Genomic DNA, 20538 nt, shown 5'->3' on the forward strand with positions numbered 1-20538 from the left:
TCAGCGGCACTGCCGTGCCCGCCCCCGTCGGCGGCACACGCATGCCCGCCCGCGGCACATCCCGGGTTCTCCCTCACCATCTTCCGGCACGTCACTGCCGCGTGCCGTCCTGCGCCGCCTTCTCTGCCGCGGCGCGCCTGAACACAGAGAGCTGCCTGAAAATTGGCGAACATGATGAATGGACCGACCGTGCACCGGAACGCAGGCCTGTCATGACAGAGGCGCGGATCACGGTCAACGGGAAAGAAACACCGATCTCACCCGCGGCGCCGCACACCACGGCGCTGGATTTCCTGCGCGAGCGCGGCCTGACGGGCACCAAGGAAGGCTGCGCCGAGGGCGAATGCGGCGCCTGTTCCGTCCTGGTGGCCCGTCCCGGGGTGAACAAGCCCACCGACTGGGTGGCGATCAACGCCTGTCTGCTGCCCGCCGCGGCGCTCGACGGCCAGGAGGTCATCACCTCCGAGGGCCTGGCCACCGTCGAGGGCCCTGGCGCCCCGCGCACGCTGCACCCCGTCCAGGAGGAGATGGCGGCCCGCGGCGGATCCCAATGCGGCTACTGCACACCGGGGTTCGTCTGCAGCATGGCCTCCGAGTACTACCGGCCCGACCGCTGCGCCCACGCCGGATCGGGCGAGGACGACGGCTCACGTGACGGCGCTGACGCCGAGCACGGCCCCAACGGGTTCGATCTGCACGCCCTGAGCGGCAACCTGTGCCGCTGCACCGGCTACCGCCCGATTCGCGACGCGGCGTTCGCCGTCGGCACGCCCACCGACCAGGACCCCCTGGCCCAGCGCCGCGAGCAGGCCCCGCCCGCGCCGGCCGCCACCGCCTACGCCCAAGAGGGCAAGACCTTCCTGCGGCCCGGCACCCTGGCGGACGTACTGCGCCTGCTGCGCGAGAAGCCCGAGGCGGTCGTGGTCGCCGGTTCCACCGACTGGGGCGTGGAGGTCAACATCCGCTCCCGGCGCGCGGAGTGCGTGGTCGCCGTGGACCGGCTGCCCGAACTTCGCGCGCTGCGCGTGGACGGCGACCACGTCGAGATCGGGGCGGCCCTGACCCTCACCGAGATCGAGCGCCGTCTCGACGGCCGCGTCCCGTTGCTGGGCGAACTCTTCCCGCAGTTCGCCTCCCGCCTCATCCGCAACAGCGCGACCCTCGGCGGCAACCTGGGGACCGGCTCGCCCATCGGGGACAGCGCGCCCGCGCTGCTGGCCCTGGAGGCGTCGCTGGTGCTCGCCGACGCCGACGGCCAGCGCGAGGTCGCCCTGGCCGACTACTTCACCGGCTACCGGCAGAGCGTGCGCCGGCCCGGAGAACTGATCCGCGCGGTGCGCGTCCCGCTGCCGCCGGCGCCGGTCGTGGCCTTCCACAAGATCGCCAAGCGGCGTTTCGACGACATCTCCAGCGTCGCGGTCGCCTTCGCGCTCGACATCCAGGACGGGCACGTCCGCACGGCGCGCATCGGCCTGGGCGGCGTGGCCGCCACGCCGATCCGCTCCCTGGCCACCGAGGCGGCCCTGGAGGGCCGGCCGTGGACGGCGCAGACCGTGCAGGCCGCGGCCCGGGTGCTGGAGGCCGAGGGCACCCCGATGAGCGACCACCGGGCCAGCGCCGGCTATCGCTCCGCGATGCTGGGCCAGAGCCTGCTGAAGCTGTACGCACAAACCACCGAGGGTGTGTCGTCATGAGTCATCTGTCCCAGCGCCCCGACAAGCCCGTCGTCGGCGTCTCCATGCCGCACGAGAGCGCCGTCCAGCACGTCACCGGCACCGCGCTCTACACCGACGACCTGGTCCAGCGCACCAAGGACGTCCTGCACGCCTACCCGGTGCAGGTCATGAAGGCCCACGGCAGGATCACCGCGCTGCGCACCGAGCCCGCGCTCGCCGTGCCCGGCGTGGTGCGCGTGTTGACCGGCGCCGACGTGCCCGGCGTCAACGACGCCGGCATGAAGCACGACGAGCCGCTGTTCCCCGACGAGGTCATGTACTACGGCCACGCGGTGGCCTGGGTGCTGGGCGAGAGCCTGGAAGCAGCCCGCCTTGGCGCGGCGGCCGTCGAGGTGGACCTCGACGAACTGCCCTCCGTGATCACGTTGCAGGACGCGATGGCCACCGAGAGCTTTCACGGGGCCCGGCCGCTGATGCTCACCGGCGACGTCGACTCCGGCCTGGCCGACTCCGCGCACGTCTTCACCGGCGAGTTCCAGTTCTCCGACCAGGAGCACTTCTACCTGGAAACGCACGCGGCGCTGGCGCTCGTCGACGAGAACGAGCAGGTGTTCGTCCAGAGCAGCACCCAGCATCCCTCGGAGACCCAGGAGATCGTCGCCCACGTCCTGGGCCTGCACAGCCACGAGGTGACCGTGCAGTGCCTGCGGATGGGCGGCGGGTTCGGCGGCAAGGAGATGCAGCCGCACGGGTTCGCCGCCGTCGCCGCGCTGGGCGCCCGGCTGACCGGACGGCCGGTGCGGCTGCGGCTCAACCGCACGCAGGACCTGACCATGTCCGGCAAGCGCCACGGGTTCCACGCCACCTGGACCATCGGCTTCGACGCCGACGGACGCATCCGGGCCCTGGACGCGACCTTGACCGCCGACGGCGGCTGGAGCCTTGACCTCTCCGAGCCGGTCCTGGCCCGCGCGCTGTGCCACATCGACAACACGTACTGGATCCCCAACGCGCGCGTCGCCGGGCGTATCGCCAAGACCAACAAGGTGTCCAACACCGCCTTCCGCGGCTTCGGCGGACCGCAGGGCATGCTGGTCATCGAGGACATCATCGGCCGGTGCGCGCCGCTGCTCGGCCTCGACCCGATGGAGGTGCGCGAGCGCAACTTCTACCAGCGGGGTCAGACCACGCCCTACGGCCAGCTGGTCACCCAGCCCGAGCGGATCGCCGCCGTGTGGGACAAGGTCCGGGAGAACGGCTCCATCGACGATCGCCGGCGCGAGATCGCCGCCTTCAACGCCGCGCACCCGCACACCAAGCGGGCGCTGGCGCTCACCGGCGTCAAGTTCGGGATCTCCTTCAACCTCACCGCCTTCAACCAGGGCGGCGCACTGGTGCTGATCTACAAGGACGGCTCCGTCCTGATCAACCACGGCGGCACCGAGATGGGCCAGGGCCTGCACACCAAGATGCTCCAGGTGGCCGCGACCACGCTGGGCATCCCGCTGCACAAGGTGCGCCTGGCGCCCACGCGCACCGACAAGGTGCCCAACACCTCGGCCACGGCGGCCAGTTCCGGGACCGACCTGAACGGCGGGGCGGTGAAGAACGCCTGCGAACAGCTGCGTGAGCGGCTGTTGCAGGTGGCCGCGAGCCAGCTGGGCTCCAGCGCCGCGGACGTCCGCATCGTCGAGGGCGTCGCCCGCTGCCTGGGCAGCGACACGGAACTGGCCTGGGACGACCTGGTGCGCACCGCCTACTTCCAGCGCGTTCAGCTGTCGGCGGCCGGCTACTACCGCACCGAGGGGCTGCACTGGGACGCGAAGTCGTTCAGGGGCTCGCCGTTCAAGTACTTCTCCAACGGCGCCGCGGCGGCCGAGGTGGAGGTCGACGGCTTCACCGGTGCCTACCGCATCCGCCGGGTGGACATCGTGCACGACGTCGGCGACAGCCTGTCCCCGATGATCGACATCGGGCAGGTCGAGGGCGGGTTCGTGCAGGGCGCGGGCTGGCTGACGCTGGAGGACCTGCGCTGGGACGCCGGTGACGGGCCCGACCGCGGCCGGCTCCTGACCCAGGCCGCCAGCACCTACAAGCTGCCGAGCTTCTCGGAGATGCCCGAGGAGTTCCACGTCACGCTGCTGGAGAACGCCACCGAGGAGGGTGCGGTCTACGGGTCCAAGGCGGTGGGCGAGCCTCCGCTGATGCTGGCGTTCTCGGTGCGCGAAGCCCTGCGGCAGGCCGCCGCCGCGTTCGGGCCGAGCGGGGGCAGCGTCGAGCTGGCCTCGCCCGCGACACCGGAGGCGGTGTACTGGGCCATCCAGGGCGCCCGCCAGGGCGAGGTCTCCTGCGAGGGGGCCGCCCGCCAGGGTGTCACCGTCCAGGGCCCTGTCGTCGACGGCGTGATCCGCACCGACGCGAAGACCTTGAGCGGTGCCTGACATGACGTGGGTCGCCGCGGTCGCACGGTTGCGGGCGCGCCGGGAGCCCGGCGTGCTGGTGACCGTCGCGGCCGTGCGCGGCCACGCCCCGCGCGACGCCGGCGCGAAGCTCGTGGTGGGGGAGAGCGGGGCGTGGGGCTCGATCGGCGGCGGCAACGTCGAGGCCGTGGCCATCGACCGCGCCCGGGAGATGATCGCCGCGGCCAAGCCGGAGCCGGAGCTGATGGACTTCGCCCTGAACGACAAGGTGACCAACCGGCATGGCGTGCAGTGCTGCGGCGGCACGGTCACGGTGCTGCTCGAACCGCTCGCCGTGGTGCGGGCGGTGGCGATCTTCGGCGTCGGGCACGTGGGTCTTGAGCTGGCGCGCATCTTGGCCCGTCAGGACCTCGACCTCCACTTGATCGACACCCGTTCCGACATCCTGACGGCGGACCGGCTCGCCGTGCTGGCGGACGCCGCGGGTCAGGTCCACGTGCATCACACGCCGCTGCTGCCCGAGGAGGTGCTGGCGGAGTTGCCGCGCGGCACCCATGTCCTGATCATGACCCATGACCATGCCGAGGACGCCGCGCTGTGCGACGCGGCCTTGCGCACCGGCCACCTCGGCTCCATCGGGTTGATCGGGTCGGCGGCCAAGTGGGTGCGCTTCCGCCACCGCCTGGCCACCGAAGGCGGCCACGACGAGGCCACCATCGCCCGGATCAAAACCCCGATCGGGCTTGCGGACATCACCGGCAAGGAGCCCGCCACGATCGCGGTGAGCGTCGCCGCCGATCTGCTGCGCGCCTTCGAAACCGAAGGGGACTGACCGCGGACCCGCCCCTTTCCGCGGATCTCCGCGGATCGGAAGGGCGCCCCCGGCCGCAGCGTGTGCACTCGGCCGGGGCGCCCGCCTCTTGGCGCCGGCGGGCGCCTTGTCCGTGCCAGCCAGCCAGCCAGGCGTGTCAGTGCTGGCACAGACAGAACGGATGGCCCGCCGGGTCGGCGTAGACGCGCCAGTTGGCCCCCGGGGTGACCTGGTCGGTGCGCTCCAGCACGGTTGCGCCCAGGTCGAGCGCCCGCTTCTCCTCCCCGTCGAGGTCGTCCACGTCGAAGTCCAGGTGGAGTTGCTGGGGGTGCTGCTGGCCGGGCCACTCGGGCGGCCGGTAGCCGTCCACGCGCTGGCAGGCCAGCGGGGTGCCCTCGAACCCGTGCACCTCGATCCAGTCGAGGTCCTCGGGGTCGGTGACCACCCGGCCGCCGAGCAGTTGTGCGTAGAACTCCGCGAGCCGTACCGGATCGGCGCAGTCCAGCGCGACCGCTTGCAGCTTTCGAATCACTCGTGACACTCCTCGGCTTGGTGGTGGCGATCAGGGGGCGGAGGCGCGCAGGGCGGTGACGGCCAGCGTGGTGTAGTGCATCGTGAAGCGTCCGCCCAGCTCGTCGATGGCGTCTGCGACCGCGTTCAGTATGGCGTCCAGTTGATCGGGGCGCAGTTGGGTCAGGCTGCCGGTGGTGGGCAGCAACTCCAGCCACTGGTCGCGGGTGTAGGACCGTGTCCAGTCGAAACGCCACTGCTCGGGAGCGTCGAACCGGCCGGTCTCGCGGATGCTGTCGGCGACCTTCGCATAGGCCGTCTGGTAGAGGTCGACCGAGCGCCCGGCCGGCTGTGCGGGGAGCGGGGAGTCGGGCACCGCCCGCCGGTAGGCGGCGGCGAACGGGGTGGCCACTTCCGCGGGCGGCTCGTACACGTGCCCGAAGATCGCGAGCCGCCCCCCTGGGCGCAGCACCCGGGCCGCTTGTGCGCCGCCGGCGGCCGGATCCACCCAGTGCCAGGACTGGGCGGCGATGACCGCGTCGAAGCGCCGGTCGCCCGGCTGCCAGGTCTCGAAGTTCGCGACGTCGACCCGCAGGCCTCGGCTGCGCGCGAAGTCGGCCATCCGCGTGTCGGGCTCGACGCCGAGCACGGTGCAGCCCATGGCCTCGAACTGGCGGGCCGCGATGCCGGTGCCGCAGCCCACGTCGAGGACGTCGGGCCCCGGGCTCTGGGCGGCGATCCGCGCCACCAAGGCGTCGGGATAGCCGGGGCGTGCCTGGTCGTAACGCCGGGCGTCGGCGCCGAAGGACTCGGCCATCCGGCGCGCCTCGTGCGGCCGCGCGGGGGAGGGCTCCGGCTGCTCGGGAGGTAAAGTGGGCATATGCCCACCTTAGTGGGCACATGCCCACTGGGCAATGAGTGTGTGACCGCGCGGCGACCGTGCGAGAGGATCGGGGCATGCCCACTGGAGTGCACCTTCGCGACGCGCGACAGCACCTGTTCGACGCCGCCGAGCGCGTGCTGCTGCGCGAAGGACCCCACGCGCTGACCAGCCGGGCCGTCACCGACGAGGCGGGCTGCGCCAAGGGCGTCCTGCACCGGCACTTCGCCGACTTCGACGCCTTTCTCACCGCTCTCGTGCTCGACCGCGCCGCACAGCTCGAGACACAGGCCGACGCGCTGCGCCGGTCGGCCGGCACCGACACGGTGGCCGCCAACCTCACCGGCGCGCTGATGACCTTGTTCGGGCCGGTGCCGGTGGCCATCATCCCGCTCATCACCTTCCGGGACGCGCTGCGCGTACGCCTGCGCGAGGCCCTGCCCCGGGGCGGCATCGCGATCCTGGCCCAGGCCACGGACGCGATCCGCGCGTATCTGACCGACGAGCGGGCCCGGGGCCGTATCGCGGCCGACGCCGACATCGACTCACTGACCCTGTCCCTGGTGGGCGGCGGGCATCTGCTGTTCGCGGACCGCGATCCCGGCCCTCCGGCCGCGGCGGTGGTCGGCAAGTTCGTGACCTCGGTCATCGCCGGTGTCGTACCACCAGGGCCGGCCTAGAAGCCGGTGAGCGGCCCGGTGTGCCGACGGTGGCGCGCACCGAGGCGTGACGCGGCCGCCCCGGTCCGTGGCCGGCGCCCGTCGGGGGTGCGCCGGGGTGCTGTCTCGTCAGCGAACCGATGCGCCGATCAGCGTTTCGGGGGAGGAGTCCACTCTGGCGAGTGAGGCAGCTGGCTCCGGGGAAACGGTTCGGCAAGTGTGAGGGCCCGAACCGCTTCACACGAAGGAATCACGTGCCGAGATCAACTCTGTCTCTCTTCCTTGTGGCCGCGTCGCTCGTGGCGCTGACCGGTCTCGCGTCGGGGCCGGCAGCGGCGGTGGACGCTTCTGGCCGCCCGCCGGCCGGCTGTCCGCGCGCGGTGGTGGACGCCGATGCCAACACCGGGTGGGTGCAGACCGCCCGCGTGAACCTGCGCATCCGGGAGTACCCCACGACCCGCAGCCGTGTCCTGGGCCATCTGCCGCCGTGCGCGGTCGTCGCCGTCGCCCGCAGGGAAGCGGGCCAGCGCATCGGCACGACGCGCACCTGGTACCGGCTGGAGGGGCGGCGAGGCTGGGTCAGTGGCGCCTATGCCCACCCGCTGCGCCCCGTCCTCACCCGCTGACGATGTGAGGCGCCCCCGCATCAGGGGCAGAAGGGCTCAGGCGCATGGTCCGCCGGCGCGCGGCCACCCGCACGCCCGCCGTGGCGGCGACGTGCAAGTTTTGTTAATAAATCTCCGTATTTGGCATGGTTGTCCGAGGTCGGGTCACTCGGGGCGCACGGTGTTGGATCGGAGAAGGGTCAGTAGGGCACGTGATCGGGCGGATCGAGAACGGGTGGGCATGGCTGAAGCGGGCATGGAGCTCACCGGGCCATGAGCGTCATTCCGCCCTGTTGCTGGGCAAGAGCGTCCTGGCCGCGACCCTGGCCTGGTGGGTCGCCTACGACGTGCTGAAGGCCGTGTCCCCGGCCTTCGCGCCGTTCTCCGCCGTACTGATCATGAACGTGACGATCTACAAGTCGGTGTGGCAGGCAGCGCGCTACGCGGCGGCGGTCACCGTCGGCGTCGCCATTCAGGCCGCGATCGGTTTCGTGGCGGGTCCGGACCTGTTCGCCTTCGTGCTGGTCGCGGCCGTGGCCCTGTGGATCGGGCAGTGGCCGGCGCTGGGCGAGCAGCGCTCGCAGGTCGCCACGGCGGCGTTCTTCGCCTTCTCCACCTACGCCGCGGCGGCCACCACCAGCGACAAGGCCGCTCAGCTCGGCCAGATCATCCTCTTGGTCCTCATCGGCTGCGGCATCGGCCTGAGCGTGAACCTGTGCATCGCGCCTCCGCTGCGCTACCGCAGCGCCGAACACGGTCTGCACGGTCTTGCCCGCGAGATCGAGTCCCTGCTGGACGACATGGCCGACGGGCTCTCCAGCGGTGACGTGGATGCCGAGCGCGCCGAGCAGTGGCGCGTGGCCGGAGAGAGTGCGCAGCGCGCCGTCGGCCAAGCCCGGGCCGGGCTGAGCACGGCGGAGAACAGCCTGCCCTTCAACCCCCGCAGGCTCCTTCCGTCCCACCGCAGCTACCTCACGTTCAACCGCTACCACCAAAGCGTCAACGCCCTGGAACGAGCGGTCTACCAGCTGGGATCCCTGACCCGCAGCCTGGGACAGTGGCGCGAGACGGAGAACACCTACACCTATGCGCCCGCGCTGGAGGCGTACGCCGACTTCGCCGCCAGCCTGCGCGACATCGCCCATGTCATCGCCGAACTCGACAGCGACACCCTGAGCGAGCAGGCGGAGCAGATGTGCCGGCTGGCGACCAAGTCGCAAGAGGCGTTGCAGAAGGTCCTGAGCGCGGCCCAGGACAACCAGCTCCCGCTGTCGGACGCCTCTCGGCCCTACGGGGTCCTGGTGGTGGAGGCCACGCGGCTGATGGAGGAGTTCCAGAACACCTGCGACGTCCTCAAGGACACCGCCGATGCCTGAGGCCCGGCCACGCCGCCGCGCGGGCGGCTAGTAGTGCTTCGTTAGGTCTTCCTGAGGGCGTCGATCAAGAGCATGTTGGTGACGTGGACGCTTATGAAGTGGGCCGTCTGCGGGCGGCGTTGGATTTCTATGTGGCCGATGTGTTCGCTTCGGTGCCGCGGAAGGATCAGCGGGCCAAGGGCGGATGCTATCTGCGGGGTCTGATGCTGGAGGGCCGGCGCAAGTCGATCCAGCCGATGGCGGCCCGGTTGCCGGACGGGAACATGCAGGCCCTGCAGCAGTTCGTCAGCCAGTCACCCTGGGAATGGACACCGGTGCGCCGTCGGGTCGCCGAGCGAGTGTGCACGGTGATCCGGCCCGAGGTATGGGTGATCGATGACGTGTCGTTTCCCAAGTGCGGGCGAGACTCGGTCGGGGTGGCATGGCAGTACTGCGGTGCGCTGGGTAAACGGGCCAACTGTCAGGTGGCGGTCAGCGTGCACGCGGCCACCGACGACGCCTCCTGCCCACTGGAGTGGGAGTTGTTCCTGCCGCCGGAGTGGGCCAAGGACCTGTCTCGTCGGCGTCGGGCCGGAGTGCCGGACGACGTCGGACATGAGCCAAAGACACGCCTGGCCCTCAAAGCACTGGACCGTCTGGCCGGGCAGGGACTGCCAGTGCCGGTGCTGGTGGCCGACGCCGGATATGGCCGCAGCGTCTCCTTCCGGCTCGCGCTGCAGGACCGCGGCTGGTCCTACATCCAGGCCGTCGAGTCCAAGGAGGTCGCCCGGCCATCGACCGCCAAGCCGCACCGGCCCCACTACGGCGGCCTGGGGCCACCCACCCTGCCGCGCTATCGCAGCCGGCCCCGCCCCCTGTCCAGCCTCGTCCAGGACGCCCACTTTGCGCAGGTCACCTGGCGCCGCGGCAGCAAGGGCGCGATGACCTCGCGTTTTGCCGTGCTGCAGGTGCGGCCCTCGGGCAAGGAGGCCCGTCGCGCAGCCCAGGAGCGGGCCGGGGGCCGCGAGCGGTGGGACGGCGTCCTGCCGCCGGAAACGCTGCTGGTCGAGCAGCCTGACCCGGACGCGGAGCCGACTGGGTACTGGATGAGCAACCTGCCTGCCACCACCCCGGTCGAAGATCTGGTGCGCTGGGCGAAACTGCGCTGGCGCATCGAGCACGACTACCGCGAGCTCAAACACGGCCTGGGCCTGGACCACTTCGAGGGCCGCTCCTGGCGCGGATGGCACCACCACGTCACCCTCGTCACCGCCGCCCAGGCCTTCCTCACCCTGCGGCGCTACAACCCAAAAGCCCCCGGCACAGCCTGACCCTCTACCAAGTCCTCGACGCCCTCCAGAACCGTCTCCGCTGCTGGACCGGCACCTGCAACACCTGCGGACGCCCCCTCACCCGAGCCAGAACCTAACGAAGCACTACTAGGCGGAACGACGCGTGGCGGCATCGCCGGCCGTGGCCGCCGCGCTGTCGGGGTAGATGCTGAACACCCGGTCCAGGCCCACGATCCGCAGGATGCGGGCCGTGTTGGCCGGGACCGCGGCCAGGGCGATGGTGCCGTCGCGTTCGATGGCCAGGTTCCGGGCCGTCAGCAGGGCGCTGATGCCGCTGGAGTCGCAGAACTCCAGACCTGCCAGGTCCAGGACCAGCAGTTGCCCCGCGGGCAGGGTGAGTTCCTCCAGGACCCGGCGGAACTCAGCGGCTGTGGTGTAGTCGAGGTCACCGGTGATCTTCAGTACCGGACCGGTGGTGGCGTCGCAGGAGGTGATGGTCAGCGGGGTCATCTCAGGTTTCACTCACGGGGGCGGAAAGCGGCGGGATGCCGAGGGCGAGCAGGGCGGTGTCGTCGTCGAGTCCTTCGCCGAAGCCGGCGAGGAGCCCGGTCAGGGCCGTGATCAGGGCTTGCGGGCCCGCGGCCGGCTGGGCGGTGACGAAGTCGTGCAGGGCGTCCTCGCCGTACAGCTGTGCCTCGGGCCCGGTACGGGCTTCGGTCAGGCCGTCGGTGTACAGGAGCAGGGTGTCGCCGGGCCGCAGTTCCGTGCGGGCAGCGGTGAACTGGGCCTGGGGCAGCACGCCGATGAGCATCCCGCCCGGGGTCGGCACGAACTGGGCGCTGCCGTCCGCGCGTTGGAGCAGAACCGAAGGATGCCCGCCGGAGGCCAGGTGGATGCCGACCTGATCGTCGCCGCGTTCCAGGACGCCGAAGACGGCCGTGCAATAGCGTGTGTCGCCGCTTGAGTACCGCTCGTGCAGCACCATGTTCAAGGTGGACAGCACGGAGACCGGATCAGAGTCGTGCAGGGCGGCAGCGCGCAAGGTGTAGCGGGCCAGGGAAGTGACCGCGGCGGCCTGAGGGCCCTTGCCGCACACATCGCCGAGGAAGAACGCCCACCGGTCGGCATCCAGGGGAAACAGATCGTAGAAGTCTCCGCCCAGCAGGTCGGGAGAGGCCGTGTGGTAGTACGAGCCCGCCTCCAGCCCGGGAATGGCCGGCAGCGCGGAGGGCAGCAGGCTCTGCTGCAGGACGGCGAGGGCCTCCTGGAGCCGTTCGCGGTCGGCCTCGGCCTCCCGGCGGGCTTCCTCCGCAGCCTGACGGCTGCGCAGCAGCTCTGCCTCGTAGGCCCTCCGGTCGCGCGCGTCGAAGACCGTGGTGCGGATCAGCAGCGGCTCACCGTTCTGGCTTTCCTTCACCTTTGAGGTGACCAGCACCGGCATCCGCCGGCCCCCGGCCGCCTTGATGTCGAGGGCGATACCGCTGACCTCGCCCTTCATGTGCAACAGCGGTGCGAAGTGCGTCTCGTGGTAGAGCTTTCCGCCCACCGTGAGCAGATCCGTGAACCGCATCTGGCCCACCACCTGCGCCCCGTCCGAGCCCAGCCAGTCCAACAGCGTGGCGTTGATCTTCGCGATGGTGCCGTCCATCAACGTCGACAGATAGCCGCAGGGAGCCTGCTCGTACAACTCTTCCGCGCTGTCCTCAAGCAGCGAGGTGAACACCGCGTCGGTGGAATGCGCCACCCGCTCGTCGCCCGGCTCGGACGCCTGGCCGGTGGGGCACATCATGCGGCCGCTCCGGCGAAGGTGAATGCCGTGCGGGCGAAGACGCGCGCCATGTCCGGGTCGGCAGCACAGGACGAGCCGGTCCGCTCCTGACCGAGTTCCGGCCGGTCCGCGTCGCCCATGACGGCCGGGACCGTCGCCGCCGACCAGCACAGATGGTTCGGCCCCAGCGGCTCCAGAAGCTCCTCGATGGCCTCGGCGCTGAAACCGCCGTGGTGGCCGGTCACGTTGTTCCTCCGACGGATGTCCATGTCCGTCAGTCTCGCATCAGCTTTTCCGCCGGCAGCAGGGGCCTTGGACGTTGCATGGCACCACTCCCGGTCCTTCACGCCATCCGACGGACGCGAGGCGGCCCCGGTGCGGAGGGCCGGGGAGGGCCCTTGTGCCAGGAACCTTGTGCCCGGATCCCGCGCCCTGCTCTGTTCGAGAACGATTTCCCCATTCTCGAACGCGCGAAAATCTATGCTGGCCGGAGTAGACATTGGGTCGTGATGTGGTTATGGTTTCTCTCGTAGCCGAGATCGACGAGATCGAGCAGGGCCCGGCAGAGATGAACTGCCGGGCAGTGGAATCCGCAAGTGCAGGCAGTAGGACCCCGCAGCGCATCAGTAGTAGGGCAGTACCTCGGTGAAGGCGTCGGCTGCGGACGCGCGCACCGGGAGATTGCGGTACCCCGTCAGATGGTCGGCGGGTTCAGAGGGAAAGAACGGAGGAGCGAGACGCCATCAGGATCGCCCGGGCGGAGGTAAGGAGCCCGGGTACCGCAGGACATCGATAGTGAGGTGGTCTCCGGTCAGGCAACCGCGATCCCCGCCCCCCCGACAGCAGCTGGGTCGGACGGGCGGAAACAGAAAACCGGCGCATGTTCACGGCCGGCAGATGGTGTAGCAGTTCCTTCGGGGCCCGGGTGCCGTACGCACCCGGGCCCCTCCACGCGTGGGAGCCCCCCGCCCCGCTTCAAGATCGCCCGCCCCATCCCGTTCAAGTCAGGTCGATGCGGGGAAGCAGGAACCAGGCAAGGGTCGTTTCGTACGAGGAGTTGCCATGACCACCTTCGTCATCACCGTTCCCGGCACGTTCCTCACCGGTATCACCGACTCCACCCGGTCGGCTCTCGAACGCTCTCTGGCCGCCCGGCACACCGACGTCAGCGAGAACGAAGGCCTCGACCTGCTCACCTTGAACGAGGACAACACCTTCTCCATCCGCCTGGAAGTCGACGCCCCGGACCGGTACGAAGCCGAACTGAACGCCACGAAGCTGCTCGCCGCCGCCCTGAAGGAAGCAGGCGTCGACGAAGCCGATGCCCCGCTGGGCCCGCCCGCCGTCACCGGCATCGACAGCGATCTCTGACCCGCCGGCCTGGGACGCCGCACAAGACCCCCGGCGGCGGTGATGTTCCGCGCGGTCAGGCGTCCATCCGCTGCTCCAGGCGGACGGTCACCGTGCCGCCTTCCGCCTTGCCGATGGCCTTACGTACCTCCGCCTTCACCGGCAGTTTGTGCGTGCCGTCGCCCAGCGCCATGAACGAGCTTTGGAACGGATGGCCGTCGATGGTGCCCCGCACCTTGACCAGACCGCGGGTGCCGAAGAACGCCGCCGATTCGGGCCACACCACATAGGTCCAGCCGCCCTTGTTCGGGCTCTTGCGCAACGTCGCGGTGAACTGCTTGTCCATGAGAGATCTGCCCCTTCAGGAGCTTTCGATGAGGACGAGGTCATTGCCGTCCGCGTCCCGTACGGCGAACATCGGCGGCACGGCGGGACCCATCCGCAGGACCTCCGCATCCACGTCGACGCCGCGTGCGAGCAGATCCGCGTGATCGGCGTCGGCGTTCCCGGTGGCCAGACGGATGCCGGCCGGGACGCCTTCGGGCACCAGCGCGATCGTCGTGCTCGCCCCGGGCGGTGCCACCTCGATCCACCGTCCCTCGCCGAACGGCACGTCCCTGCGTACGTCGAAGCCGAGCTCACCGACGTAGAAGTCGAGCGCCTTTCGCTGGTCGGCGACGTGAATCCCGATTGAGGCCACCTGAGTGATGTGCGTGGCTCTGCTCATTTCCTGCCTCCCGTCCTTGGCATTCACCAGTAAGACGGAAGCCACCGCGAAAACTCATCGCTCGGACCCCCGACGGCGATGGTGTCCCACCCGTCACCGCTGTTCCGCGGGCCGCCCCGTAGCCGCCTCAGGGGCGAGGAAGTCGGTCAGGGCGCGGGCCAAGGCGGCAGGAGCCTGCTCGGCCATGTGGTGTCCGGAGTCGATGCCGTGTCCGCGAAGATCATCGGCCCATCGGCTCCAGATCGCCAGGGGATCTCCGTACAGGTCTTCCAAGTCGTCCTGGAGGGACCACAGAGCCAGGGTCGGGCAGGTGATGCGGGTCCCGGCGGCGCGATCCGCCTCCTCGTGCCGCCGGTCGACGGTGAGGCCCGCGCGATAGTCCTCGAGCATCGCCCGCACCACGTCGGGATTGCGCGTGGCCTGCCGCCACTCGTCGTAGTTCTCCTCACCCATGATCTTGACGTCGCCGCGATACCAGCTGTCGGGGTCCGCGGTGATGACACGCTCGGGGATCTCCGGCTGGGCGAAGAAGAACCAGTGCCACCACTGGGTGGCGAACTCGGCGGTGATGCGCGACAGATGTTCCGTCAGCGGCAGGCAGTCGGCGAACACCACGCGGGAGACGACATCGGGATGATCCAGGGTGAGACGCAGCGCCACGGCGCCTCCACGGTCATGACCGACGAGAGAGAAACGACGGTGCCCCAGGCGGCGCATCACGGCCACCACGTCGTCGGCGACGGCCCGCTTGGAGTAGCCGGTGTGATCCGCCGTGAAGGCAGGTCCCCTGGACCGTCCGTAGCCCCTCAGGTCCGGGCAGACCACCGTGTGGCCGGCTCGTACGAGCAGCGGAGCGACCCGGTGCCACGTGGCCGACGTGCGGGGATGCCCGTGCAGCAGCACCACCGCCGGGCCCTGCCCGCCGAAGCGGACGAAGACCGAAGCGTCACCGACGTCGAGTTGCGCGGTCTCGAACCCTGCGAACATCCGGCCTCCTTGTGGCGGCCCAGGGGCCGCGCGGTGCGGTGGGCTCTGCGCCTTGGCCCCCTTTACCCCGGCCATGGGCCGCCATGTGTCCGCGCTCAAGCCCGCCTGCGGCCCCCTGTGCCCGCCTGCGCCCCGGTCGTGCCGACCAGACGCCCCGCACGTGCCGACCAGACGCGCTGGTCGGCATGGCTTGCAGACGCGGTCAGTTCTGGTTGACCGGCCAGATCGCGGCCGGATCGCAGTGGGCCGGGCAGGCCAGCAGGTAGATCTCGTTGCCGAGGAAGAGCGCGTCGGTCTCGTCGCCGAATTCCATTCCCTCCGGCACCTGGCAGACGAACACCAGATCGGCGCCGCACGCGCACCGGTAATGCTCGGGGCTCTGCGCCCAGGAGGGGGTGCCACCGACCTTGAAGGCCTGGATGCCCAGGCCCCGCGCGTCGGGGGTGTCGGCAAAGGGCCGCAACGTCAGAGGCAGGGGGCGCAGTGAGGGTTCCGCCTCCGCCACGGGCTGTGCGGCCCGGCTCTGGAGCAGGAGACGCCAGAAGGGGCGCGGGTAGGAGGGCTGCGGGGCGGCCCAGTAGGCGGGTGCCAGTTGACCGGCGGACACCGTGGGGTCGGAGGCGTCGTTGTGCGTACGGCAGTGGAAGACCAGCAGATGGTCTCCGCCGAAGTGCTCTTGGCCCAGGGGGATGTCGAGCTGGAAGAACAGGGTCATCCGCTCGCCGCAGAAGCACTCGGGCCATGCCTGGCCGGCGTCGAGGCAGGGCCAGCCGCCCACCGAGTTCCGTGCGGGCCGGTCCAAAGGCTCGGTGCCGACGGCGATGGTGTGGGCGGGCAGTGTCACCGGCAGCTTCATCGCGTCACGTTCGATCACCGGCACAGCCTAGAGCGAGGCCCGGACGGCGCGAGCACCGGCGTCACACTCCCGGGTCCGGCTCGATGGGGCCGGGTTTCAGGGCCCGGGCCGCTTCCAGTTGGGCCGCGAAGGCCAGCCCCAGGAACAGGGCGATCGAGGTCAGGTAGGCCCACAGCAGCAAGGACATGAAGGCGCTGAGCGGGCCGTAGATGGTGTCGAAGGAGCCGCTGACGGAGAGGTACAGGCTCAGAAGGCCGGTCAGGCCCGTCCACAGCAGGAGGTAGAAGGCCGCGCCGAACGCCAGCCATGTGTAACCCGGTTGGCGCCGTCGGGGCGAGCGCCGGAAGATGATGCTGGCCGAGACGAGGGCCAGCACGAAGCCCACCGGCCAACGCACCACCCCGAACACCGAGCTCACCGTGTGCCCGACGCCGAAGACCTCCACCGCTGCGGCCGCCAGGTCACGGCCCGCCACCATCACGACGAAACCCAGGCCCAGCGGGAGCCCCGCGGTAGCGGCCATGACCAGGCCGCGCAGGTACTTGCGGTGGAAAGGGCGGTCGCGCTCGTTGCCGTAGATCCGGTTGGCGCCGCGTTCGATCTGGCACATCGCCGTCGTGACGTTGGCCAGGGAGAATATGAGTCCGAACCAGAGAGCGACCTGCGTGCCGTCGCCCGCGTTGCGGCGACTGCGGGCCAGCGCCTCGTCCACGACGTCGGCGCTCGGTCCTTGTGCCATCCGGTGGATGACCTCTTCGGCGAACCGGCCGATGCCCTGCGTGTGCAGCACGGCCGACAGGCCGACGAACACGATGGCGAGCGGGACCACCGCGAGGACCGTCTGCAGCGCCAGGGCCCGGGAGTGGCTGAACCCGTCCGCGTAGCGAAAGCGCACGAAGGCGTCGTGGAACAGCCGCCATCCCCCGTAGTGGCGCAACGCCACGAATGCTTCGTCCCCGGAGAGCTCCTCGCCCTCCATGTCCCGCGTCTCGGGAACCGTCTTCGCCGTACCCATGTCCCGCCCCGCCTTGTCCGTCCTGCGCCGACAGGCCGACAGGATGTTCCTGCGCCCGTGTGCCCGGTGCCCAGGTGCTGCCGCCGCAATCCGGCGGCGGCGTGTTCGGTGAACATTTGATCACCTCGGGGCCGCTTTCCGAAACGGACGACGGGTCCCGGCTCGTGACGGCGTCAGTGGACGATCGACACGATCTGGCAGACGGCTTCGGCGAACCGCCGCTCTCCGCGGATCCGGGCGCGGGCCAGGGCGGTGTCCGGATCGATGCCGCGGGTGCACAGGCGCCAGGCGGTCTCCGCGTCCAGCTCCACCGCTACGGCCGGGCGGCCGGCGGATGCTTCGGCGAGGGACCAGCGGTCCGTGGTGGCGGTCACGGTCCAGGCCAGGGCCGGTTCATCGACCAGGACGCGGAGCTGCGTCCCGGCGGGTGCGGGCGTATGACGCAGGGTGTGGGGCAGGGCCCGCAGGAAGGTGTCCAGGACCATGGACAGAGCGCCGGGCCGCCGGTCGGTGCCGAGGCCGGTGGCGTGTCGAATGTGCTGGCGGTGGGTCCAGTACTCGGTGAATTCCCGGGCGATGTCCAGCCATGCGGGCGCCGGGTCAGCCCCGGCCCAGGACACCGCAAGGCCCGGTGCGTACAGGTCCATGGCCTCGAATCGACGGGCGACTTGGGCCCCGGCCGACTCCAAGGCCTCGATGAGATCGGCGGGGCTGTGCTCGGCGTGGAGATCGACCCACTCCTGGTTGCCCCGGTGAATGAAGGCTTCCAGCGTTTCTCCGGCCCTCCTGAAGGTCTGGTGCCGCGCTGCGCTGCGGCCCAGGCGGCCCTGGTGGTCGCCGAGGATGTGGGCGGCGAGATCGTGCACCGTCCAGCCCGGAACCGCCTCCCTGCTCCAGTCATCGCGCCGCAGAGCGCGCAGCGTGCCGAGGAGCGAGGCCTGCTCCGGCCCGAACAGCGGGCGGGCGTCGATCGGTGTGCCCAGCCAGGAGATGTCGGGCACGTCGGTGGGCCGCAGACTCATGCTCACAGCCTGTCAGCCGCGAGACTCGCGCAGCCATCGAATAACCGTTGGCCGCGCGGCGCCGGCCGGTCATCGCCCCTCACGCGCCACCCCGGGCTGAAGCCACGGCGATCCACGGCCGTGTCCTGGGTGTATGCAGTGCGCATGCGGGAGGGTTAAGGAGCGGCGCGCAGACGGACGATGACGGGGCGGGAGGGGGCGGCTTGGCCTCTGACCGAGCCGACGCCCCAGACCTCCCGGGATTCCGGGATCGCGGCGTACTCCTCAAGCTGGAGCTTCTGTCTGCAGCCGCTCTCGCCGAGCTTGCCCGACCGACGGCCGGGACAGGGAGGCTGGGTGATCCGCTCTTGTCGGCCGGCGGACGTCAGGTAGCGCTTGGGGGTCAGGAAGAGGACGCCCCCTGCCTGGCCGGACACGCAGCACGGCACCCCGTCGTCCTGGCTCCACCGCGTTCCGTCCCAGCGCAGTGCGAGACCGGCGGAGTAGGCATCGGTGTCTCCGCCTTCGCTGCTCACCTGGCCGAAGGCGCGCACGTCCTGTGCCGAGAGAGCTACGGCGCGGGTGAGTTCGCCGGAGTGGGGGTCGTCCTGCGGGCCGGGCGGCATCGCGGGCAGCGTCGCCTTCTTCCATCTGCTGCCGTCCCACCGCAGTGCGGCGGGCCTGGACTGTCCCCGGCGCGTCGAGCCGGAGCCCACGGCCCACAGGTCCTTCCCCGACGTGCCGGCCAGCGCCTGCGCCTTGGCGGGGAGCGAACGGGCTTGCCACTGCTGTCCGTCCCAGTGCCAGGCGGTGTCCGAACCGTCGACGGCCCAGGCGTCGTCGGGGCTGAAGACGGCGGCGCCCCTGACGGCTTGAGGGAAGTCGTGGGGCAGGCGCACGGTCCGCCACGTCGTGCCGTTCCAGTGGGCGGCCAGCGGCGGGTGGCTCCGGTCGGGATGCGTGACGATGCCGGCGAAGAGCCACATGTCACGCGGTCCGGATGCCTCGAGCCGGACCAAGGGGAGATCGTCGAGGCGACGCAGTGCGGGCGGCAGGTCGAAGGGCTGCCATCGCTGGCCGTCGTAGTGGAAGAGGTGCGTGTCCTGGTTGTCCACCACGCCGGTGACGGGACTCTTGGCGATGGCCCAGGCGTCGTCGGCGGAGGCGGCGGCGACGTCGGAGAAGGCGGCGTTGGTGTCCTGCCCGGCGTAGTCATAGCGCCAAGCGGCCTTGGCGTGCTGGCCGGTGGAGTCGTCGGCGCGAGCGCCGGGAGTCTGCGGCCCGTCTTGCGCGTGGCTGCATCCGGCAAGGATCACAAGGGCCGCGACGGCGGCGACGGTGCGGTGCAGCGTGGGCATGTCAGGTCCCTGGAGTAGCGGTTCCGGCCGGCGCGTGGGGGAGTGGCCGGGAGTCTACGGGACGAGGGGATCATGGCGGCCGTGATGGTTCCGGGGCGCGTGGGCACCTCCAGGCTGCCTGCCCCGCGCGGGCTGGGGCCGAGGGCCCAGAAGGTGAAGGTGCCCGTCTTGCCGTGGGCCGGGGGCATCGGTGCCGCTTCAGGTCAGCTGCTGCTCGCGCGGGTCGAAGGGGGCCTGGCGCGCAGGGCGGGCAGTCGGGCGCAGTCGTCCGTTCCGGCCAGGCTCTCGCCCAGGGCCAGGAGCGAGAGGATCCGCACGGGCCGGCCGGTCGTGGCAGCGGCCTCCAGTTTGTGGTGGCCGTCGAGGAGGAAGTGCGTCAGGCCCCAATGCTGGTAGTGGTCGACCGGCATCCCGGCGGCGGGCTCGCACACGTCCAGCGTGGAGAGCGCCACCGCCGTGGGGACCGTACCGCGTCCCATGAGTGCGGCGTACTCCTCTACACGCTCCCTGTCGTTCCACGTCGGGGGGACCATGGGCACGACGAACTCATACAGGTGCGCGTGCGCGTCGACGGCGGTCTCGTAGGTCCGGTAGTACGGGGTGTGGGGGTACTCCGGCAGGCCCCAGAACTGATCGATCCCCCACGTCGTGACCTGCTCGTGGCTGAAGTAGTCGCCTTCCTTGCCGGGGATGACCAGCCGGGGTCGGACATCCAGAAGCAGGGGAAGGTATTGAGCCTCCGGCAGTACCGCGCCGAACGCATCGATCACTTGGGCGGCGTCCGGGGCGTCCGGGTCCTCCAGCGAACCGGTGAGCCGTTCCTGCACGCTCGGCAAAGACAACGTCTCCCGCGCCGCCTCCAACCGGCGGAACAGCAGCGGGCACGTTCCGCAGTAGAAGCTGAGCTCGAAGGCCGGCTCGTCGTCGACCATGAGCAAGCGGCGCCGCGGTCCGCCGCCGACCTCCTGGAACTCCGTGTCGAAGCGCACCCGCGCCTCGGCGGCAGGGCGGCCGAGGCTGCGCGGGGACCCCGATTTGATCATCACGGACCCGACCGTACGGGATACGGCGAGGGCGGCTTCAGGTCACCCACCGGTACGGCACTGCCCGGGCGGCCGTCGGGGACCGCCGGGGGTGTGTGGATCACGCCCGCCGCCGGCTGCATGAACGGTGCGGAGAGGGGCATTCCAAGGTGCGACCGCATGCCCCGTACCCGGTGAAAGAAACGCGCCTTTTGTGTGTTTGTAGGTTCGAGTTAAGAGCAGATG

Annotated in this window: 20 protein-coding genes and 1 pseudogene; 8 read left to right on the forward strand and 13 right to left on the reverse strand. The window is 70.6% G+C overall.

Annotated features, from left to right (window positions below):
* The first annotated feature begins 212 nt into the window (after nt 1-212).
* The 3 genes from QBL25_RS41340 to xdhC are packed head-to-tail and all read left to right on the forward strand — an operon-like array spanning nt 213 to nt 4928.
* A complete protein-coding gene (locus QBL25_RS41340) occupies nt 213-1694 on the forward strand; it encodes a xanthine dehydrogenase small subunit (RefSeq protein ID WP_409062123.1) in 1482 nt (493 codons plus the stop codon).
* The gene (gene xdhB, locus QBL25_RS41345) at nt 1691-4117 is read left to right on the forward strand and encodes a xanthine dehydrogenase molybdopterin binding subunit (RefSeq protein ID WP_409062124.1); all 2427 of its coding nucleotides are present in this window, start codon (nt 1691-1693) and stop codon (nt 4115-4117) included. Before QBL25_RS41340 ends, xdhB begins: the two co-directional genes overlap by 4 nt.
* A gap of 1 nt (nt 4118) precedes the next feature.
* Nucleotides 4119-4928, forward strand: coding sequence for a xanthine dehydrogenase accessory protein XdhC (xdhC, locus tag QBL25_RS41350; protein ID WP_409062125.1), 810 nt, complete (start codon nt 4119-4121; stop codon nt 4926-4928).
* A gap of 136 nt (nt 4929-5064) precedes the next feature.
* Here the strand turns inward: xdhC and QBL25_RS41355 are convergent, their stop codons facing one another.
* Nucleotides 5065-5439, reverse strand: a complete 375-nt coding sequence (locus tag QBL25_RS41355) for a VOC family protein (protein WP_409062126.1) — start codon at nt 5437-5439, stop codon at nt 5065-5067.
* A 30-nt stretch (nt 5440-5469) separates the two neighbouring features.
* Nucleotides 5470-6297 (reverse strand): class I SAM-dependent methyltransferase, encoded by an 828-nt coding sequence (locus QBL25_RS41360; protein ID WP_409062127.1) that lies wholly within the window; start codon nt 6295-6297, stop codon nt 5470-5472.
* A gap of 77 nt (nt 6298-6374) precedes the next feature.
* Here QBL25_RS41360 and QBL25_RS41365 point away from each other — a divergent pair, with 77 nt between their 5' ends.
* The 4 genes from QBL25_RS41365 to QBL25_RS41380 all read left to right on the forward strand — a co-directional run bounded on the left by QBL25_RS41365 (nt 6375) and on the right by QBL25_RS41380 (nt 10247).
* Nucleotides 6375-6977, forward strand: coding sequence for a TetR/AcrR family transcriptional regulator (locus tag QBL25_RS41365; protein WP_409062128.1), 603 nt, complete (start codon nt 6375-6377; stop codon nt 6975-6977).
* A 233-nt stretch (nt 6978-7210) separates the two neighbouring features.
* Nucleotides 7211-7582 carry an SH3 domain-containing protein gene (locus tag QBL25_RS41370; protein ID WP_409062129.1) on the forward strand — a complete coding sequence of 124 codons (372 nt, stop codon included), beginning with the start codon at nt 7211-7213 and terminating at the stop codon, nt 7580-7582.
* 191 nt (nt 7583-7773) lie between these two features.
* On the forward strand, nt 7774-8937 hold the full coding sequence (locus QBL25_RS41375) for an FUSC family protein (RefSeq protein ID WP_409062130.1): 1164 nt from the start codon (nt 7774-7776) through the stop codon (nt 8935-8937).
* Nucleotides 8938-9020: 83 nt separating this feature from the next.
* Nucleotides 9021-10247: an IS701 family transposase gene (locus QBL25_RS41380; protein WP_409061932.1), complete on the forward strand. Its 1227-nt coding sequence runs from the start codon at nt 9021-9023 to the stop codon at nt 10245-10247.
* Between the two features lie 108 nt (nt 10248-10355).
* Here QBL25_RS41380 and QBL25_RS41385 read toward each other — a convergent pair whose 3' ends face one another.
* From QBL25_RS41385 to QBL25_RS41395, 3 genes and pseudogenes are all read right to left on the reverse strand, one after another.
* Complete coding sequence (locus tag QBL25_RS41385) at nt 10356-10718, reverse strand: STAS domain-containing protein (protein ID WP_409062131.1); 363 nt, start codon at nt 10716-10718, stop codon at nt 10356-10358.
* A gap of 1 nt (nt 10719) precedes the next feature.
* Nucleotides 10720-11997 carry a PP2C family protein-serine/threonine phosphatase gene (locus QBL25_RS41390; protein ID WP_409062132.1) on the reverse strand — a complete coding sequence of 426 codons (1278 nt, stop codon included), beginning with the start codon at nt 11995-11997 and terminating at the stop codon, nt 10720-10722.
* Between the two features lie 20 nt (nt 11998-12017).
* A pseudogene (locus QBL25_RS41395) lies at nt 12018-12215 on the reverse strand (alpha/beta hydrolase); the annotation flags it as partial.
* 823 nt (nt 12216-13038) lie between these two features.
* On the opposite strand from QBL25_RS41395, the gene QBL25_RS41400 reads away from it, so the two are divergent.
* Nucleotides 13039-13347, forward strand: a complete 309-nt coding sequence (locus QBL25_RS41400; protein ID WP_409062133.1) for a hypothetical protein — start codon at nt 13039-13041, stop codon at nt 13345-13347.
* Nucleotides 13348-13402: 55 nt separating this feature from the next.
* Here the strand turns inward: QBL25_RS41400 and QBL25_RS41405 are convergent, their stop codons facing one another.
* The 8 genes from QBL25_RS41405 to QBL25_RS41440 all read right to left on the reverse strand — a co-directional run bounded on the left by QBL25_RS41405 (nt 13403) and on the right by QBL25_RS41440 (nt 20313).
* Nucleotides 13403-13672 carry a DUF1905 domain-containing protein gene (locus tag QBL25_RS41405; RefSeq protein ID WP_409062134.1) on the reverse strand — a complete coding sequence of 90 codons (270 nt, stop codon included), beginning with the start codon at nt 13670-13672 and terminating at the stop codon, nt 13403-13405.
* A gap of 15 nt (nt 13673-13687) precedes the next feature.
* On the reverse strand, nt 13688-14053 hold the full coding sequence (locus QBL25_RS41410; protein WP_409062135.1) for a VOC family protein: 366 nt from the start codon (nt 14051-14053) through the stop codon (nt 13688-13690).
* Nucleotides 14054-14146: 93 nt separating this feature from the next.
* Nucleotides 14147-15040 carry an alpha/beta fold hydrolase gene (locus QBL25_RS41415; protein ID WP_409062136.1) on the reverse strand — a complete coding sequence of 298 codons (894 nt, stop codon included), beginning with the start codon at nt 15038-15040 and terminating at the stop codon, nt 14147-14149.
* A 202-nt stretch (nt 15041-15242) separates the two neighbouring features.
* Complete coding sequence (locus tag QBL25_RS41420; RefSeq protein ID WP_409062137.1) at nt 15243-15914, reverse strand: hypothetical protein; 672 nt, start codon at nt 15912-15914, stop codon at nt 15243-15245.
* A gap of 43 nt (nt 15915-15957) precedes the next feature.
* A complete protein-coding gene (locus tag QBL25_RS41425) occupies nt 15958-16911 on the reverse strand; it encodes a YihY/virulence factor BrkB family protein (protein ID WP_409062138.1) in 954 nt (317 codons plus the stop codon).
* A gap of 173 nt (nt 16912-17084) precedes the next feature.
* Entirely contained in the window at nt 17085-17933 is an 849-nt protein-coding gene (locus QBL25_RS41430; RefSeq protein WP_409062139.1) for a maleylpyruvate isomerase family mycothiol-dependent enzyme, read from the reverse strand.
* Nucleotides 17934-18088: 155 nt separating this feature from the next.
* Entirely contained in the window at nt 18089-19270 is a 1182-nt protein-coding gene (locus QBL25_RS41435) for a hypothetical protein (RefSeq protein WP_409062140.1), read from the reverse strand.
* Nucleotides 19271-19473: 203 nt separating this feature from the next.
* Nucleotides 19474-20313: a hypothetical protein gene (locus QBL25_RS41440; protein WP_409062956.1), complete on the reverse strand. Its 840-nt coding sequence runs from the start codon at nt 20311-20313 to the stop codon at nt 19474-19476.
* Nucleotides 20314-20538 lie beyond the last annotated feature (225 nt).

It is taken from the genome of Streptomyces sp. SYP-A7185, from assembly GCF_046103685.1.
In the GTDB taxonomy this organism is placed as follows: domain Bacteria; phylum Actinomycetota; class Actinomycetes; order Streptomycetales; family Streptomycetaceae; genus Streptomyces.

Coding starts and splice junctions, on each gene's coding strand:
- QBL25_RS41340 (WP_409062123.1), top strand. CDS start 213: ATGACAGAGGCGCGGATCACGGTCAACGGGAAAGAAACACCGATCTCA.
- QBL25_RS41390 (WP_409062132.1), bottom strand. CDS start 11,997: ATGATGTGCCCCACCGGCCAGGCGTCCGAGCCGGGCGACGAGCGGGTG.
- QBL25_RS41360 (WP_409062127.1), bottom strand. CDS start 6,297: ATGCCCACTTTACCTCCCGAGCAGCCGGAGCCCTCCCCCGCGCGGCCG.
- QBL25_RS41440 (WP_409062956.1), bottom strand. CDS start 20,313: ATGATCAAATCGGGGTCCCCGCGCAGCCTCGGCCGCCCTGCCGCCGAG.
- QBL25_RS41385 (WP_409062131.1), bottom strand. CDS start 10,718: ATGACCCCGCTGACCATCACCTCCTGCGACGCCACCACCGGTCCGGTA.
- QBL25_RS41435 (WP_409062140.1), bottom strand. CDS start 19,270: ATGCCCACGCTGCACCGCACCGTCGCCGCCGTCGCGGCCCTTGTGATC.
- QBL25_RS41405 (WP_409062134.1), bottom strand. CDS start 13,672: ATGGACAAGCAGTTCACCGCGACGTTGCGCAAGAGCCCGAACAAGGGC.
- xdhC (WP_409062125.1), top strand. CDS start 4,119: ATGACGTGGGTCGCCGCGGTCGCACGGTTGCGGGCGCGCCGGGAGCCC.
- QBL25_RS41365 (WP_409062128.1), top strand. CDS start 6,375: ATGCCCACTGGAGTGCACCTTCGCGACGCGCGACAGCACCTGTTCGAC.
- QBL25_RS41400 (WP_409062133.1), top strand. CDS start 13,039: ATGACCACCTTCGTCATCACCGTTCCCGGCACGTTCCTCACCGGTATC.
- QBL25_RS41425 (WP_409062138.1), bottom strand. CDS start 16,911: ATGGGTACGGCGAAGACGGTTCCCGAGACGCGGGACATGGAGGGCGAG.
- QBL25_RS41430 (WP_409062139.1), bottom strand. CDS start 17,933: ATGAGTCTGCGGCCCACCGACGTGCCCGACATCTCCTGGCTGGGCACA.
- QBL25_RS41410 (WP_409062135.1), bottom strand. CDS start 14,053: ATGAGCAGAGCCACGCACATCACTCAGGTGGCCTCAATCGGGATTCAC.
- QBL25_RS41415 (WP_409062136.1), bottom strand. CDS start 15,040: ATGTTCGCAGGGTTCGAGACCGCGCAACTCGACGTCGGTGACGCTTCG.
- xdhB (WP_409062124.1), top strand. CDS start 1,691: ATGAGTCATCTGTCCCAGCGCCCCGACAAGCCCGTCGTCGGCGTCTCC.